This window comes from Tardiphaga sp. 839_C3_N1_4, from assembly GCF_051811045.1.
Taxonomy (GTDB): domain Bacteria; phylum Pseudomonadota; class Alphaproteobacteria; order Rhizobiales; family Xanthobacteraceae; genus Tardiphaga.
Genome location: NZ_JBPWQD010000001.1, coordinates 3667511 through 3682630, shown reverse-complemented (window position 1 = coordinate 3682630; position 15120 = coordinate 3667511). Strand labels below are relative to the sequence as shown.

15 protein-coding genes are annotated in these 15120 nt (G+C 62.2%); 8 read left to right on the top strand and 7 right to left on the bottom strand.

Features of this window, described 5'->3' with window-relative positions; all coding sequences use genetic code 11:
- Positions 1 to 254: 254 nt before the first annotated feature.
- On the top strand, positions 255 to 1067 hold the full coding sequence (locus AB8A38_RS17655) for an N-acyl homoserine lactonase family protein (protein ID WP_439086882.1): 813 nt from the start codon (positions 255 to 257) through the stop codon (positions 1065 to 1067).
- Between the two features lie 71 nt (positions 1068 to 1138).
- Here AB8A38_RS17655 and AB8A38_RS17650 read toward each other — a convergent pair whose 3' ends face one another.
- Positions 1139 to 1612, bottom strand: a complete 474-nt coding sequence (locus AB8A38_RS17650; protein ID WP_439086881.1) for a MarR family winged helix-turn-helix transcriptional regulator — start codon at positions 1610 to 1612, stop codon at positions 1139 to 1141.
- Between the two features lie 144 nt (positions 1613 to 1756).
- Between AB8A38_RS17650 and AB8A38_RS17645 the strand changes: the two genes are divergently transcribed.
- From AB8A38_RS17645 to hmgA, 4 genes are all read left to right on the top strand, one after another.
- Positions 1757 to 3370, top strand: a complete 1614-nt coding sequence (locus AB8A38_RS17645) for an FAD-dependent oxidoreductase (RefSeq protein WP_439086880.1) — start codon at positions 1757 to 1759, stop codon at positions 3368 to 3370.
- Entirely contained in the window at positions 3367 to 3582 is a 216-nt protein-coding gene (locus AB8A38_RS17640) for a DUF2783 domain-containing protein (RefSeq protein ID WP_315840201.1), read from the top strand. The genes AB8A38_RS17645 and AB8A38_RS17640 overlap by 4 nt, the downstream gene beginning before the upstream one ends.
- A 158-nt stretch (positions 3583 to 3740) precedes the next feature.
- Positions 3741 to 4694, top strand: a complete 954-nt coding sequence (locus AB8A38_RS17635; RefSeq protein ID WP_439086879.1) for an MBL fold metallo-hydrolase — start codon at positions 3741 to 3743, stop codon at positions 4692 to 4694.
- A gap of 1 nt (position 4695) precedes the next feature.
- Complete coding sequence (gene hmgA, locus AB8A38_RS17630) at positions 4696 to 6042, top strand: homogentisate 1,2-dioxygenase (protein ID WP_439086878.1); 1347 nt, start codon at positions 4696 to 4698, stop codon at positions 6040 to 6042.
- On the opposite strand, the gene AB8A38_RS17625 is transcribed toward hmgA, so the two are convergent.
- Both AB8A38_RS17625 and AB8A38_RS17620 read right to left on the bottom strand, forming a co-directional pair.
- Entirely contained in the window at positions 6039 to 6350 is a 312-nt protein-coding gene (locus tag AB8A38_RS17625; RefSeq protein ID WP_439086877.1) for a DUF1272 domain-containing protein, read from the bottom strand. The two genes, hmgA and AB8A38_RS17625, sit on opposite strands and share 4 nt — an antisense overlap.
- A gap of 85 nt (positions 6351 to 6435) precedes the next feature.
- Positions 6436 to 6903, bottom strand: coding sequence for an Lrp/AsnC family transcriptional regulator (locus AB8A38_RS17620; protein WP_315840204.1), 468 nt, complete (start codon positions 6901 to 6903; stop codon positions 6436 to 6438).
- A 133-nt stretch (positions 6904 to 7036) separates the two neighbouring features.
- Between AB8A38_RS17620 and hppD the strand changes: the two genes are divergently transcribed.
- Positions 7037 to 8161, top strand: coding sequence for a 4-hydroxyphenylpyruvate dioxygenase (gene hppD / locus AB8A38_RS17615; protein WP_439086876.1), 1125 nt, complete (start codon positions 7037 to 7039; stop codon positions 8159 to 8161).
- 124 nt (positions 8162 to 8285) lie between these two features.
- On the opposite strand, the gene AB8A38_RS17610 is transcribed toward hppD, so the two are convergent.
- From AB8A38_RS17610 to AB8A38_RS17595, 4 genes are all read right to left on the bottom strand, one after another.
- Entirely contained in the window at positions 8286 to 9395 is a 1110-nt protein-coding gene (locus AB8A38_RS17610; RefSeq protein ID WP_439086875.1) for a CaiB/BaiF CoA transferase family protein, read from the bottom strand.
- Positions 9396 to 9574: 179 nt separating this feature from the next.
- Entirely contained in the window at positions 9575 to 10375 is an 801-nt protein-coding gene (locus AB8A38_RS17605; protein WP_439086874.1) for an FAD binding domain-containing protein, read from the bottom strand.
- Between the two features lie 12 nt (positions 10376 to 10387).
- Complete coding sequence (locus tag AB8A38_RS17600; RefSeq protein WP_439086873.1) at positions 10388 to 12742, bottom strand: xanthine dehydrogenase family protein molybdopterin-binding subunit; 2355 nt, start codon at positions 12740 to 12742, stop codon at positions 10388 to 10390.
- An 88-nt stretch (positions 12743 to 12830) separates the two neighbouring features.
- Positions 12831 to 13316 (bottom strand): (2Fe-2S)-binding protein, encoded by a 486-nt coding sequence (locus tag AB8A38_RS17595; protein ID WP_068737631.1) that lies wholly within the window; start codon positions 13314 to 13316, stop codon positions 12831 to 12833.
- 263 nt (positions 13317 to 13579) lie between these two features.
- Between AB8A38_RS17595 and AB8A38_RS17590 the strand changes: the two genes are divergently transcribed.
- Entirely contained in the window at positions 13580 to 14248 is a 669-nt protein-coding gene (locus AB8A38_RS17590; protein ID WP_439088548.1) for a 3-oxoacid CoA-transferase subunit A, read from the top strand.
- Positions 14245 to 14949 (top strand): 3-oxoacid CoA-transferase subunit B, encoded by a 705-nt coding sequence (locus tag AB8A38_RS17585; protein ID WP_439086872.1) that lies wholly within the window; start codon positions 14245 to 14247, stop codon positions 14947 to 14949. The genes AB8A38_RS17590 and AB8A38_RS17585 overlap by 4 nt, the downstream gene beginning before the upstream one ends.
- Positions 14950 to 15120 lie beyond the last annotated feature (171 nt).

Sequence of the window (15120 nt, the reverse complement as noted above, 5' to 3'; positions counted from 1 at the left end):
CAGACTTGAGGGCGCTGTCCAAGCTGTGGCTTGCGCCGCAGCGACACTAATCCACGCCATTCGCATTATCAAACCGGCGTGATCGCGGCTGTCAACGTGCCGTGTGGGCAGCAGCTATCGCGTCAATTCATCACGCGTCTGGCGTTGTCGCTGCAGTCCCGGTTCCCGGTCATTCCGGTGGCTGGAACGGTTTGACCTTTTCCGGCGGTGATGGCTTGTTGCGCACAACAACGACCAGGAACGGGACGGGACGAATGAGCGCGACTTACGAAATCTATGCGATCCGCTATGCCACGATGACGCCGCGGACACCGCAGATGAATTATCTCGCACCCGATCCCCATGAGACAATAGCGGCCGATCTCGATTATTTCGTCTGGCTGATCCGCGGCGGTGGCCGCGACATCCTTGTCGATACAGGGTTCAACGAAGCCGCCTCGAAGGAGCGCAGCCGCAAGCTCACGATCAATCCTATCGATGCGCTGGCCGATTTCGGCGTGCGCGCGGCGGATATCCGCGACGTCATCGTCACGCATCTGCATTACGATCATGCCGGCAATCTCGATCGCCTGCCCAATGCCAGGTTCCATCTGCAGGACCGCGAGATGAGCTACGCGACGGGCCGCTGCATGTGCAACGGGCTGCTGCGGCATCCGTTCTCGGCGGAGGACGTCACCTTGATGGTGCGACACGTGTTCAATGAGCGCGTCACGTTTCATAATGGCGATGGCGAGGTTGCTCCGGGCGTCACGCTGCACCGCGTTGGCGGCCATTCCGATGGTCTGCAGATCGTGCGCGTGCAAACCGCGCGCGGCCCGGTGGTGCTCGCCTCGGATGCCTCGCATTATTACGGCAACATGCAGCGCCGCAGCCCGTTTCCGATCGTCTACAATATCGGCGACATGTGCGACGGCTGGACCACCTGCGAGCGCCTCGCGGGCCATCCCGATCGCATCATTCCCGGTCACGATCCGCTGGTGCGCGAACTCTATCCGCGCGTCGAGGGCAGCAAGGCCGATGCCTATGCGCTGCATCTGCCGCCATCGCGCTCCTTTGTGCGCGCGTAGCGCATGATCCCGAAAAGTGGCTTCCGGTGTTCGGATCGGATCATGCGCCAAATCGAGACAACGCTAATCGCTCAATAGGCGCCGGCTTTTTGCCCATGCCGCGTCTGCACGAGGTCGAGGCTACGCTCGATCTTGCCGAGTGCGGCGGTGAAATCCTTGCGCTCTTGCGCCGTCAGGCATGACAGGATGTCGCGTTCCTTGTGCAGCAGGCGCGGAATCAGCTCTTCATAGAGCGCGGTGCCTTTCGCGGAGAGACGCAATTCGAAGGCGCGGCGATCGTCTTCGTTCTCCACCCGTTCGATGAGCTCACGCTCCAGCAGGGCGGTGACCGCGCGGCTGATGGTGGATTTATGCGTGCGTGTGCATTGCGAAATGAACTGCGCGCTGCAGGCATCGTCGCGAAAGCCCAGCGTGGCGATGACGCGCCATTCCGGAATGTCGAGCCCATAGCGCAGCTGATATTCGTCGGACAATGCGGCGCTGACCTCCGCGGCCAGCCGGTTGAGGCGGAACGGAACGAACTGAAACAGGTCGAATTTTGCCACGGAGCCACCGATTCTGCTGTTGACGCCGCCACGGGTCCGGCGTTTAGATGGTTGCAAATGAGACTATCTTAGAGGGAGTGCGGTCCGTTGGCCAGACCAGCGTTGATCCGAAAATGCATCCGGTTGCAGGGTAGGGGTTGAGCCATGGCGCAACATGTCCGTCAGTTTGCCTATCGCCGCCATGCCGATCAGGCACGCCCTGCTGTTGATGCAGCGCGTCATCCCGTAGTGATTGTGGGCGCTGGCCCTGTCGGCCTGTCGCTGGCCATCGATCTGGCGCAACGCGGCCAGCGCGTGGTGCTGCTCGACGACGCCGATCGGATCGGCGATGGCTCGCGAGCCATCTGTTTCTCCAAACGCTCGCTCGAATATTGGGACCGTCTCGGTGCCGCCGATCGCATGATCGACAAGGGCGTGGTGTGGAAGGTCGGCAAGATCTTTCTCGGACCGGACATGCTCTACCAGTTCGATCTGCTGCCCGAGACCGGCCACAAGATGCCGGCCTTCATCAACCTGCAGCAATATTACGCTGAATCCTTTCTGGTTGATCGCGTGCACCAGTTGCCGGAGATTGATCTGCGCTGGCGCAACAAGGTCATCGCGCTGGCTCAGCACAACGATCACGCCGAACTCACCGTCGAGACGCCCGACGGGCCTTACACGCTACGCGCGGATTACGTCGTCGCATGCGATGGCGCACGCTCCGGCCTGCGTGGCATGGTCGGCGCGGATTTTTCCGGCGAGGTGTTCGAGGATCAGTTCCTGATCGCCGACGTCAAGATGACCGCGGAATTCCCAACCGAGCGCTGGTTCTGGTTCGATCCACCGTTCCATTCGGGCCAGTCCGCACTGCTGCATCGTCAGCCCGATGATGTCTGGCGTATCGATCTGCAGCTCGGACCGGACGCAGACCCCACCGAGGAGCGGCGGCCGGAGAAAGTACGTCCGCGCATCGCGCGCATGCTCGGCCACGACGATTTCGATTTCGAGTGGATCTCGGTCTACAAATTCCAGTGCCGCCGCATGCAGCGCTTCCTGCATGAGCGCGTGATCTTCGCCGGCGACGCCGCGCATCAGGTGTCGCCCTTCGGTGCAAGAGGCGCCAATTCCGGCCTTGAAGACGCCGAGAACATCGCATGGAAGCTGGCGATGGTGCTGGCCGGCGATGCGTCGGCGTCGCTGCTGGCGAGCTATGACGCCGAACGTGGTCCGGCCGCGGACGAGAACATCCGTGCCTCGACCCATGCGACGGATTTCATCGCGCCGCATTCGAAGCAGGAGCAGCGCATGCGGCAAGCCGTGCTGTCACTCGCCAAAGAGGCTGATTTCGCCAAGCGCATGATTAATGGCGGCCGGCTGTCCGTGCCGTCGGTCTATCAGACGCCGCTCTCGACCGCCGATAGCGACGACTGGTCCGGCGGTCCGCGGCCGGGCGCGCATATGCCGGACTCGCCGCTCGTCAGCGATGACGGCGCTCATGTGTTTCTCTCGGAATGTTTCGCCGGAGTCGGCCGCGGCTTCACTGTGCTGCAGTCGGACGGTCAGGCGATCGAACTGCCCGAGGGCGTGGCGCGTCTGGTCGTCGGCGATGATGCGGCGCTGCGCGACGAGACCGGACTGTTCAAGACGCGCTACGGTGCCGATCCCGGAAACGCCTATCTGCTGCGCCCCGATGGCTACATCGCGGCGCGCTTCCGGTATCCGACCTCGCAGGCGATCAAGGCCGCGGTCGCGCGTGCCTCCGGGAGAGCGTCATGACGGTGTTGTCGACAGCGTCCAATTTCGCCAGTCCCGACGACGCCTATCGTGCAATCGTCGAGGCTCATCGCGGACTGACCGATGACCAAAGCGCAGCGCTCGATACGGCGCTGGTGCTGATTCTTGCCAATCATATCGGCGATGCCGCTGTGCTCGGTGACGCGATTGCGCTGGCGAAGCGGCGGCTGCCGGCGGTGAGGAACGAGAAATGAGAAAGCTCGTCATTCCGGGATGCACGTAAGTCGCGCAGCGACTGCAGTGCAGACCCGGAATCCCGGAGTGATGAACACATCAAGATTCCGGGTTCACGTGCAGCTGACGCCGCTCGTGCCCCGGAATGACAGTTTTGGAATTCGAAAGGAATAGCTGCATGACCAAGGGTTTCGCATCCACGACCGACATGACCGAGAAGAAGGTCACCTTCTCGGAGATCGGTCCCGATCTCTATGCCTTCACGGCCGAGGGCGATCCGAACTCGGCGGTCATCGTCGGCGATGACGGTTGCATCGTGTTCGACGCGCAGGCGACACCGGCGATGGCCAACAAGGTGATCGAGCGCGTGCGAACGGTCACCGACAAGCCGATCAAATACGTCGTGCTGTCGCATTACCACGCGGTGCGCGTGCTTGGTGCGTCTGCCTACAAGGCGCAGGGCGTGGTCGCGTCCCAGGAGACCTATCGGCTGGTGGAAGAGCGTGGCCAGCAGGATTGGGATTCTGAGTTCGGGCGTTTCCCGCGTCTGTTCCAGGATGCCGAAAGCATCCCCGGCCTGACCTGGCCGACGCTGACCTTCGAGGGCGAGATGTCGATTTTCCTCGGCAAGCGCGAAGTGCGTCTCATGCAGCTCGGTGCCGGTCATACGTCCGGCGATATCGTTGCCTGGGTGCCAGATGCCGAGGTGATGTTCTCCGGCGATCTGATCGAATATCACTCGGCCTGCTACTGCGGCGATGCGCTGCTGCGCGAATGGCCGTCGACGCTGAACGAGATCCGTGCCTTCAACCCGAAAGCAATTGCGCCGGGTCGCGGTGATGCGTTGAAGGGATTGGAAACGACCCGCGAGGCGATCGCGATGACGCGTGACTTCGTGATGTCGCTCTACGGCGCGGCGGAGATGTCGGTGGCCAAGGGACGCAGCCTGAAGGAAACCATGGCGGCGACACGTGACGTCATGGACAAGAAATTTTCGAGCTTTGCGATCTACGAGCACTGCCTGCCGTTCAATGTGTCGCGTGCCTTCGATGAAGCCTCGGGGATCGACGATCCCGCGATCTGGACCGACAAGCGCGACCGCGAAATGTGGGCCGCGCTTCAGGGAGGATAGAATGAACATCACGACCAATCCCGATCTGATCAGCCGTGCGACGTCCAACGTCACGCCGGGCTACATGTCCGGCTTCGGCAACTCATTCGAGACCGAAGCACTGCCCGGCGCGCTGCCCATCGGCCGCAACTCGCCGCAGCGTGCGGCCTATGGGCTCTATGCCGAGCAGCTCTCGGGCTCGCCCTTCACCGCGCCCCGCGGCACCAATGAGCGGTCCTGGCTGTATCGCATCCGCCCATCGGTGAAACATTCAGGGCGGTTCGAGAAGGCAGATAGCAAGCTGTGGCGCACCGCGCCGTGCCACGAGAACGATCTGCCGATCGCGCAATTGCGCTGGGATCCTGCGCCGATCCCGAAGGAGGACATGACCTTCCTGCAGGGCGTGCAGACCATGACCACGGCGGGCGATGCCGGCACCCAGGCCGGCATGGCGGCGCATGTCTATCTGATCACGAAGTCGATGGTGGATCAGCATTTCTACAATGCCGATGGCGAGCTGATGTTCGTGCTGCAGCAGGGCAACTTGTTGTTCGTCACCGAATTCGGCCGCATCGATGCCGAGCCAGGCGAGATAGTGGTGATCCCGCGCGGCGTCAAGTTCCGCGTCGAACTCACGGGCGCCGCCGCGCGCGGCTATCTCTGCGAGAACTATGGCGGCGCTTTCACGCTGCCCGAGCGCGGACCGATCGGTGCCAATTGTCTTGCCAATGCGCGCGACTTCCTCACGCCCGTGGCCGCCTATGAAGACAAGGACACGCCGACCGAACTCTATGTGAAATGGGGTGGCTCGCTGTTCAAGACGATGCTGTCGCATTCGCCGATCGATGTCGTCGCCTGGCACGGCAACTATGCGCCGTATAAATACGATCTGCGCACCTTCTCGCCGGTGGGCGCCATCGGCTTCGATCATCCGGATCCGTCGATCTTCACGGTGCTGACCTCACCCTCGGAGACTACGGGCACCGCGAATATCGATTTCGTGATCTTTCCGGAGCGTTGGGCGGTGGCGGAAAACACGTTCCGGCCGCCGTGGTATCACATGAACATCATGTCGGAATTCATGGGTCTCATTTACGGCGTCTATGATGCCAAGCCGCAGGGCTTCACGCCGGGCGGCATCAGCCTGCACAACATGATGCTGCCACACGGTCCGGATCGCGAGGCTTTCGATCACGCCAGCAATGGCGAGCTCAAGCCCGTGAAGCTCACCGGCACCATGGCCTTCATGTTCGAGACCCGCTACCCGCAGCGCGTGACGGAACACGCTGCGACGACGGCAACGTTGCAGAGCGATTATGCGGATTGCTGGAAGGGCCTGGAGAAGCGCTTCGATCCGAACAAGCGCTAGCGATTCTCCGGCGGAATATCCTTGATACGCGCCGACTGCTCGGCGATGTCTTCGAGGCTGCGGGAGAGATGCACGCGCTTGTCCGACGGCGGGCGCTTGGCAACGGAAAGTCCCGGCCGCCATTCGGTGGCCGGCCGGATCGGACGCGGGGCGAAACCGCCGCCGCAGTTCGGGCACACGTTGAAGAGCTTGGTCTCCACGCAATCCGCGCAGAATGTACATTCAAAGGTGCAGATGCGCGCATCGCGTGCCGCAGGCGGCAGATCTTTGTCGCAATATTCGCAGTTTGGCCGCAGCGCCAGTGCCATGCTGTTTCCCCTGCCGTTGTCGGTTGCCCATCCTTGCAGAAGCGCCGACGAAGTTGAACAGGGAATTCCGCGATCCGTCGCCAAACTAGGCCTTGAGCGGCAGCCGCGATGTTTCCTTCAACCGATCCAGCACGATCGACGAGCGGACATGCGCCACGCTCTGATGCGGCATCAGCACATTGTTGACGAGGTCGGACAATCCCTTGAGATCGCGCAATACGGCTTTCAGCACATAGTCGGCGTCGCCGGTGAGCGAGTAAGCCTCCTGCACCTCGTCGACCCGTTGCACCAGCGTGCGGAACTTCTTGGCATTGTCCGGCGAGTGGGTGGCCAGTTGCACCTGGATGAAGGCGATCACGTTGAAGCCGAGCGCGTCCGATGACAGATCGGCGTGATAACCGGAGATCACTTTCTCCTCCTCGAGTCGCATCCGGCGCCGCGAGCATTGCGAGGCAGAGAGGCCGACGGCATCGGCGAGCTGCTGATTGGTCAGCCGGCCGTCGTTCTGCAGTGCGGCCAGCATCTTGAGATCGAAAGCGTCCACCGGGATCATGCGTCAAAAGCCTCTTTTATGCGTGAACCGTGCATGAATATCGCATATTCTATCCGAGTTTGCATGCACCTTGCGTCGCAAACGACCGACACTCCAGCCAAGCGATAATGCAAATCAGCTTCGGGAGATCACCATGGGTCCGTTTCCGCACGACGCGCCGGCCGCCACCATCTCGGCACATAATCCGATGGGCACCGACGGCTTTGAATTCGTCGAATACGCGCATCCGAGGCCCGAAGAACTCCACGCCCTGTTCAGGCTGATGGGCTATGTGCCGGTCGCGAAGCACAAGACCAGGAAGATCACGGTCTATCGTCAGGGCGACATCAACTATCTCGTCAACGAAGAGCCCGGAACTCACGGCTTCAATTTCGTCGCCGCGCACGGCCCCTGCGCGCCGTCGATGGCTTTCCGAGTCGTCGATGCGCAGGCGGCCTATGACCGCGCGATTTTGCTCGGTGCCGAGCCGGCGGATGCGATCGCAGCGCAGAAGACGCTCGACGTGCCGGCCATCAAGGGCATCGGCGGCAGCCTGCTGTATTTCGTCGATCGCTACGGCGCCAAGGGCTCGGCCTATGATCATGAATTCACATGGCTCGGCGCCAAGAATCCGCGTCCTGAGGGCGCCGGCCTGTTCTATCTCGATCACCTCACCCATAACGTCCATCGCGGCCGCATGGATGTCTGGACCGGCTTCTACGAGAAGCTGTTCAACTTCCGCCAGATTCGCTTCTTCGACATCGAGGGCCGCGCCTCGGGCCTGTTCTCGCGCGCGCTCACCAGTCCGGACGGCAAGATCCGGATTCCGATCAACGAGGATGCCGGCGATGCCGGCCAGATCGAGGAATATCTCAATACGTATCACGGCGAGGGCATCCAGCACATCGCCTGCGGCGTGACGGATATCTACACGACCATCGAGAAGCTGCGCGCCGATGGCCTGCCCTTCATGCCAGCGCCGCCACAGACCTATTTCGAGAAGATCGACGCGCGCCTGCCCAAGCATGGCGAGGACGTGCCGCGTCTCCAGAAGAACGGCATCCTGATCGACGGCGAGGGTGTGGTCGCAGGCGGCGAGACCAAGGTGCTGCTGCAGATCTTCTCGGCCAATGCGATCGGCCCCATTTTCTTCGAATTCATCCAGCGCAAGGGTGATGACGGATTCGGCGAGGGCAATTTCAAGGCGCTGTTCGAGTCGATCGAGGAAGATCAGATCAGGCGCGGCGTGCTGCACGTGGCGGACAAGACCGCGGCGTAGTTCTTATCCCTCCCCCTTGCGGGGAGGGTGGCCGGCCGAAGGCCGGGCGGGTGGGGGGGCGCCGCACTCAGGCCCGCGCTTGTGGCACCCCCTCCCTAACCCTCCCCCGCAAGGGGGGAGGGAACTACAGCGATCCCCACTCCTTCACCGCATCACCCAGCTCCACCTTCACTGCCGGCCGTGCCGCCGATGGCGTGCGTGAGAATCGCGGTGCGGGTGCCGGCTGTGTCGCGCCTTCGTGCTGGATGAAGACTTCGCGTGCCACCATGTGCGGGTGCTTCGTCGCTTCCGACATGGTCAGCACCGGCGCGAAGCACACATCGGTGCCTTCCATGATCTTTGACCACTCGTCGCGGCTTTTGGTCTTGAACACCGCGGTGAGCTTGTCCTTCACCGCGGCCCAGTTTGTCGAGTCCATGTGATTGTCGTAGCAGGCCTCCGAAAGCCCGGCGAGTTCGCGCAGCTCGGCATAGAATTGCGGCTCGATCGATCCGATCGAGATGAAGTTGCCGCAGCTACATTCATAGACGCCGTAGAAATGCGCGCCGCCATCGAGCATGTTGCTCTCGCGACTTTCCTTCCAGCGACCGGCCGCAGTCATGTCGAAGAACATGGTGATCAAGGATGCCGCGCCGTCGCACATGGCCGCGTCCACCACCTGGCCCTGACCCGAGCGGCTGGCTTCCAGCATGGCGGCAAGCATGCCCATCACGAGATACATCGAGCCGCCGCCGAAATCGCCGACCAGATTCAATGGCGGCACGGGTTTGTCGGCGCCGCCGATCGCAGCGAGCGCTCCGGTGATGGAGATGTAGTTGATGTCGTGACCGGCCGCCTGCGCCAGCGGGCCTTCCTGACCCCAGCCGGTCATGCGGCCATAGACCAGCTTCTTGTTGCGGCCGAGGACGACATCCGGCCCGAGGCCGAGGCGTTCCATCACGCCGGGACGATAGCCTTCCACCAGCGCATCGGCGCTATCCAGCAGCGACAGCACCTGCGTAATGGCGGCCTTGTCCTTGAGATCGACCTCGATGACCTTGCGGCCGCGTGACGCAGCGCCTTTCGGCATCTGCTTCGGGCGCACCAGCGTGATCACCTCGGCCCCCATATCGGCCAGCAGCATGCAGGCGAACGGACCGGGGCCGATGCCGGCGAATTCGACGATGCGTGTGCCTTTGAGCGGGCCGGTGGCTTTGGCCTGTGGTCGCGACGACGCGATGGTGGTGTCCTGCACTTGTGTTTCCCATGCCTGATCTTGGCCGTCGATGGCGACGGGCCGATTTGCCGGAAACTGTCTATGCTGGAGGTGACAAGGGCAAGAAGCTTTTGGCCGCAATCCTGCATGCGGCCATGCTGCGGCACTGCACAAAAATGCGCGCAGTGCTCGCGCGCATTTTGCCGTTTGATGGAATGTCAGCCGGCCGCTTCCACCGCGCGCTGTGCCATCACCTTGATGAGATTGGCGCGATATTCCGCCGAGCCATGGATGTCACCCATCAACCCGTCGGCTGAGATCTTTACGCTATCCAGCGCTCCCGCCGACCAGTTCGCCTTCAGTGCCGCTTCGATCGCCGGCACGCGCATCACGCCGCTCTGCGATGCGCCGGTGGCTGCGACACGGACTTCGCCGGATTTTGTCTGGGCGACGAACACCGCGGTGAGTGCGAAACGCGACGCCGGGTGGCGCATCTTGGCGTAGCCGGCCTTGGCCGGAATGGGGAACGACACGGATGTGATGATCTCGTCCTCTTCCAGCGCCGTCGAGAACAGGCCCTGGAAGAAATCGTCGCCTTTGATCTCGCGTTTGTTGGTCTTGATTGTGGCATTCAGCGCCAATACGGCGGCGGGATAATCGGCAGCGGGATCGTTATTGGCAATCGAACCGCCGATGGTGCCGCGATAGCGCACGGCAGGATCGCCGAGCACCGACGTCAGATGCACGATGGCGGGAATTGCCTTCTTCGCTGCGGCGCTCTGCGTGATGTCGTAATAGGTCGTCGCCGCCTTGATGATCAGCGCGTCGGATGTTGCCTCGACGCCGATCAAGTCCTTGATCTTGGCGAGGTCGATGACATCCGATGGTGCCGCAAGACGCTGCTTCATCACGGGGATCAGCGTGTGGCCACCAGCGAGATACTTGGCCTCGGGATGTTTGGCGAACAGCGCCGCTGCTTCGTCGATGCTGGCGGGGCGGTGATAAGTGGTCTCGTACATCGTGCTGCTCCCTTATTCCGCTGCCTGCTGCAATTGCAGCGCTTCCCAGACACGGCCGGGCGTCGCCGGCATCTCGATCTTGTTGTGGCCGAGCGCGTCCGTAATGGCGTTGATCACCGCAGGCGATGAGCCGATCGCGCCGGCCTCACCGCAGCCTTTCACGCCAAGCGGATTGCCCGGGCACAGCGTCGTGGTATGCGAGACCCGGAACGACGGCACGTCGTCGGCGCGCGGCATGGCGTAATCCATGAACGACGCCGTCACCGGCTGGCCGTTGTCGTCATAGATAGCGCTTTCGAGCATCGCCTGGCCGATGCCCTGGGCAAGGCCGCCATGGACCTGGCCTTCCACGATCATCGGATTGATCAGCCGGCCGAAGTCATCGACCGCAACGAAGTCGACAATGTCGGTCTTGCCGGTGCCGGGATCGATCTCGACCTCGCAGATATAGGCGCCGGCCGGGAAGGTGAAGTTGGTGGGATCGTAGAACGCGCCTTCCTTCAGGCCGGGCTCCATGCCGTCAGGCAGATTGTGCGCGGTATAGGCCGCGAGTGCCACCATCGGCAGCGCGATCGCCTTGTCGGTGCCGGCGACCTTGAACTCGCCATTCTCGATGACGATGTCGCCTTCGGAGGCTTCGAGCAGATGCGCGGCGATCTTCTTCGCCTTGGCTTCCACTTTCTCCATCGCCTTGAAGATCGCGGACATGCCGACCGCTGCCGAGCGCGAACCATAGGTGCCCATGCCGAACTGCACTTTATCAGTGTCGCCATGCACGATCTGCACCTGATCGACGGAGATGCCGAGCCTGTCAGCGACCAGTTGCGCGAAGGTCGTCTCGTGGCCCTGGCCGTGGCTATGCGATCCCGTCAGCACTTCGATGGTGCCGACCGGATTGACGCGAACTTCCGCGGATTCCCAGAGGCCGACGCCGGCGCCGAGCGAGCCGACGGCCTTGGAGGGCGCGATGCCGCAGGCTTCGATGTAGCAGGAGAAGCCGAGGCCGCGCAGTTTGCCGGCTGCTTTCGCCTTGGCCTTCCGCGCGGGGAAGCCGGCATAGTCGATCGCCTTCAGCGCCGCGTCGAGCGACGCGCCGAAGTCGCCGATGTCATAGGCCATGATCACCGGCGTCTGATGCGGGAACTGGGTGACGAAGTTGATGCGGCGCAGCTCAGCCGGATCGACCTTCAACTGCCGCGCCGATGTCTCCATCAGCCGCTCCACCAGATAGCTCGCTTCCGGGCGTCCGGCGCCGCGATAGGCGTCGACCGGCGTGGTGTTGGTATAGACACCCATCACTTCGGCATAGATGGTCGGGATATTGTACTGGCCCGACAGCAGCGTGGCGTAGAGATAAGTCGGCACCGAGGACGAGAACAGCGACATATAGGCGCCGAAATTGGCGTGGGTCTTCACCCGCAGGCCCAGGATCTTGTTGTTGGCGTCGAACGCCATCTCGGCATGGGACATGTGATCGCGGCCATGCGCGTCGGTGAGGAAGGCTTCCGTGCGGTCGCCGGTCCATTTCACCGGGCGGCGCACTTTCTTGGAGGCCCAGAGTGCGACCATTTCCTCGGGATAGATGAAGATCTTCGACCCGAAGCCGCCGCCGACATCGGGGGCAATGACACGCAGTTTGTGTTCCTGCGCCACATTGTAGAACGCTGACAGCACCAAGCGCGCCACATGCGGATTCTGCGATGTCGTATGGAGCGTGAAATGCTCTTCTGCGTCGTCATATTCCGCGACGGCTGCGCGCGGCTCCATCGCGTTCGGCACCAGACGGTTATTGGTCAGGTCCAGCGAGATGACATTGGCGGCCTTGCTGAAGGCGTCATTGGTCACCTTCTCGTCGCCGATCGCCCAGTCATAGACCACATTGCCCGGCGCTTCCGGATGCAGTTGCGGCGCGCCCGAGGCGAGCGCTGCGGTCATGCTGCTGACGGCAGGGAGTTCTTCATAAGTCACGACCACGGCCTCGGCCGCATCCTTCGCCTGGTTCTTGGTCTCCGCGATCACAACCGCCACGGCCTGTCCGACGAAGCGCACCGTGTCCGGGGCCATCGCCGGCCATGCGCCCATTTTCATCGGCGTGCCGTCCTTGGAAGACACCGCCCAGCCGCAGATCAGGTTGCCGATCTTGTCGTCCACCAGTTGCTGTGCGGTCAGCACATCGACAACGCCCGGCATGTCCTTCGCCGCGGAGGCGTCGATGCCTTTGACCTTGGCATGGGCATGCGGGCTGCGGATGAAATGCGCGTGGGTGAGGCCGACGATCTTGACGTCGTCGACATAACGGCCGCGGCCGGTGATGAATCGCTTGTCTTCCTTGCGCGCAACGCGTGCGCCGATGCCTTCAACGCCCATCTCATGGGTCTCCCTGCCGGAGTTTTTGATTGTCCGCGCTTTCCATCGAAAGGCGCGGTTGGCTCAGCTCAGATCAATGCGCCGCGGCTCATTCAGCCGCTTGCGCAACCTTCATGCGTCCGGCGGCGTCGAGCACCGATTTGACGATGTTGTGGTAGCCGGTGCAGCGGCAGATATTGCCTTCGAGCTCGTGGCGCACCGTCTCTTCATCGAGATCGCCCGCGTGGCGATTCACGATGTCGATCGCCGACATGATCATGCCAGGCGTGCAGTAGCCGCATTGCAGGCCATGATTGTCGCGGAACGCCGCCTGCATCGGATGCAGCTGGTCGCCCTTGGCAATACCTTCAATGGTGGTGACATTGGCGCCGTCGATCTGACCGACCAGCGTGGTGCAGGATTTCACGGCCTTGCCGTCGATATGCACGATGCAGGCGCCGCACTGGCTGGTATCGCAGCCCACATGGGTCCCGGTCAGATTGAGATTTTCACGGAGCAAATGGACGAGAAGGGTTCTGTCTTCGACCGTGGCAGAGACAGATTTGCCATTGACCGTCAGTTTCACTGTGGACACGCAGACCTCCCGGTATTTTTTAATTATTCCAATTAGAAGCGCGGTCCGGAAAGTTTGCAACTAGGAATTTGGTGGGGCGACTTTCTCCCCTCTCTCCCAGCGCAGCGAAGCTGCGCGCCGCGGGCGAAGGGAAAGTCACGCGTATCCCTCCTGCAAATTTGTGCCTTTATATGCGCAAGCTGCGATGCTCTAGTCGCGGCGCAATAAAGGCCGCAAGCGATTGCGGACAATAACAATTCCGCGACGAGGAGTTTTCGGGAGTGATCGATAAGAGCGTAGCCAGCCCGGCCAAGGCCGTGGCTGGGGTGAAGGACGGCGCGGTCGTCCTGGTGGCCGGGTTCGGTACTGTCGGCATTGCCGATGATCTGCTGGAGGCGCTGCACGAGCAGGGTGCGACCAATCTCACCATCGTCCACAACAATGCCGGCAATGGCGACACTGGTTTGGCCCGGCTGATCAATTCCGGTCGCGTAGCCAAGGTGATCTGTTCCTATCCGCGCTCCGGCGACTACAGCGCTTTCCTCAATGCCTATCGTGCCAAGACGCTGGAACTCGAACTGGTGCCGCAGGGCATCATCAGCGAACGCATGCATGCCCATGCCGCGGGGCTCGGCGGCTTCTTCTCCCCGGTCACGGCGCATACGAAACTTGCCGAGGGCAAGGAGACCCGCGAGATCGACGGCGTGCTGTATGTGTTCGAGAAGCCGCTGAAGGGCGATATTGCACTGTTGCGCGCCAAGAAGGCGGATCGCTGGGGCAATCTCGTCTATGACCAGTCGGCGCGTAACTTCAATCCGATCATGGCTATGGCTGCCGATCTCAGTGTCGTGCAGGTCAATGAAATGGTCGAACTCGGTAGTCTCGATCCGGAAGCGGTGGTGACGCCGAGCATTTTCATAGATCGTGTGGTGGTAGTGGGAGCAAAGGCATGACGTCGTCTGATAAGACCGCAACATACAAGCCGCTCAATCGCGACCAGATGGCCTGGCGTGCCGCGCAGGACCTGCAGGAAGGCGCCTATGTCAATCTCGGCATCGGCATGCCGACGCGGGCGGCGAGCTACGTGCCCTATGGGCGCGAGGTGGTCTTTCACAGCGAGAACGGCATTCTCGGCCTCGGGCCGAAGCCGGAGCCCGGCACCGAAGACGAGAACCTGATCGATGCCGGCAAGAACTACACGACGCTGATCAAGGGCGGCGTGTTCATGCACCACGCCGACGCGTTCCTGATGATCCGCGGCAAGCATCTCGACGTCAGCCTGCTCGGCGCCTTTGAAGTCTCCGAAGCTGGCGATCTCGCCAACTGGACCACGGAAGATCCGTCCTTCCCGCCCGGTGTCGGCGGTGCGATGGATCTCGCGGTCGGCGCCAAGGAGATTAGGGTGATCATGGATCATACCGACAAGTCAGGTAAGCCGCGTATCCTCAAGAAGTGCCGGCTGCCGCTCACGGCACCGGGCTGCGTCAAGCGCATCTACACCAATCTGGCGGTCATTGACGTCACGGAGCAGGGCCTGTTCGTGCGCGAGATGGTCGAGGGTATGACGCTGGAGCAGTTGCAGGCACTCACCGAGCCCAAGCTGCAGCTCGCCAACAACTGGCAGGCGCTGACCCCGCCGGCGATGGCGGCGTAGGGACTTCGAAGAGCACCCGCCCCTCCACCGTCATGGCCGGGCTTGTCCCGGCCATCCACGCCTTCCTTGTGGCAAAGACGTGGATGCCCGCGACGAGCGCGGGCATGACGGAGCTTTAAAGCAACAGCCTCCCGAGGGGGCATCCCCCGTTCAGCTCCACGCAACCTCCAG

Excerpts from the sequence above, each read along its gene's own strand:
- AB8A38_RS17585 (WP_439086872.1), top strand. The coding sequence starts at position 14,245 with ATGACGTCGTCTGATAAGACCGCAACATACAAGCCGCTCAATCGCGAC.
- hmgA (WP_439086878.1), top strand. The coding sequence starts at position 4,696 with ATGAACATCACGACCAATCCCGATCTGATCAGCCGTGCGACGTCCAAC.
- AB8A38_RS17640 (WP_315840201.1), top strand. The coding sequence starts at position 3,367 with ATGACGGTGTTGTCGACAGCGTCCAATTTCGCCAGTCCCGACGACGCC.
- hppD (WP_439086876.1), top strand. The coding sequence starts at position 7,037 with ATGGGTCCGTTTCCGCACGACGCGCCGGCCGCCACCATCTCGGCACAT.
- AB8A38_RS17655 (WP_439086882.1), top strand. The coding sequence starts at position 255 with ATGAGCGCGACTTACGAAATCTATGCGATCCGCTATGCCACGATGACG.
- AB8A38_RS17620 (WP_315840204.1), bottom strand. The coding sequence starts at position 6,903 with ATGATCCCGGTGGACGCTTTCGATCTCAAGATGCTGGCCGCACTGCAG.
- AB8A38_RS17600 (WP_439086873.1), bottom strand. The coding sequence starts at position 12,742 with ATGGGCGTTGAAGGCATCGGCGCACGCGTTGCGCGCAAGGAAGACAAG.
- AB8A38_RS17605 (WP_439086874.1), bottom strand. The coding sequence starts at position 10,375 with ATGTACGAGACCACTTATCACCGCCCCGCCAGCATCGACGAAGCAGCG.
- AB8A38_RS17645 (WP_439086880.1), top strand. The coding sequence starts at position 1,757 with ATGGCGCAACATGTCCGTCAGTTTGCCTATCGCCGCCATGCCGATCAG.
- AB8A38_RS17635 (WP_439086879.1), top strand. The coding sequence starts at position 3,741 with ATGACCAAGGGTTTCGCATCCACGACCGACATGACCGAGAAGAAGGTC.
- AB8A38_RS17625 (WP_439086877.1), bottom strand. The coding sequence starts at position 6,350 with ATGGCACTGGCGCTGCGGCCAAACTGCGAATATTGCGACAAAGATCTG.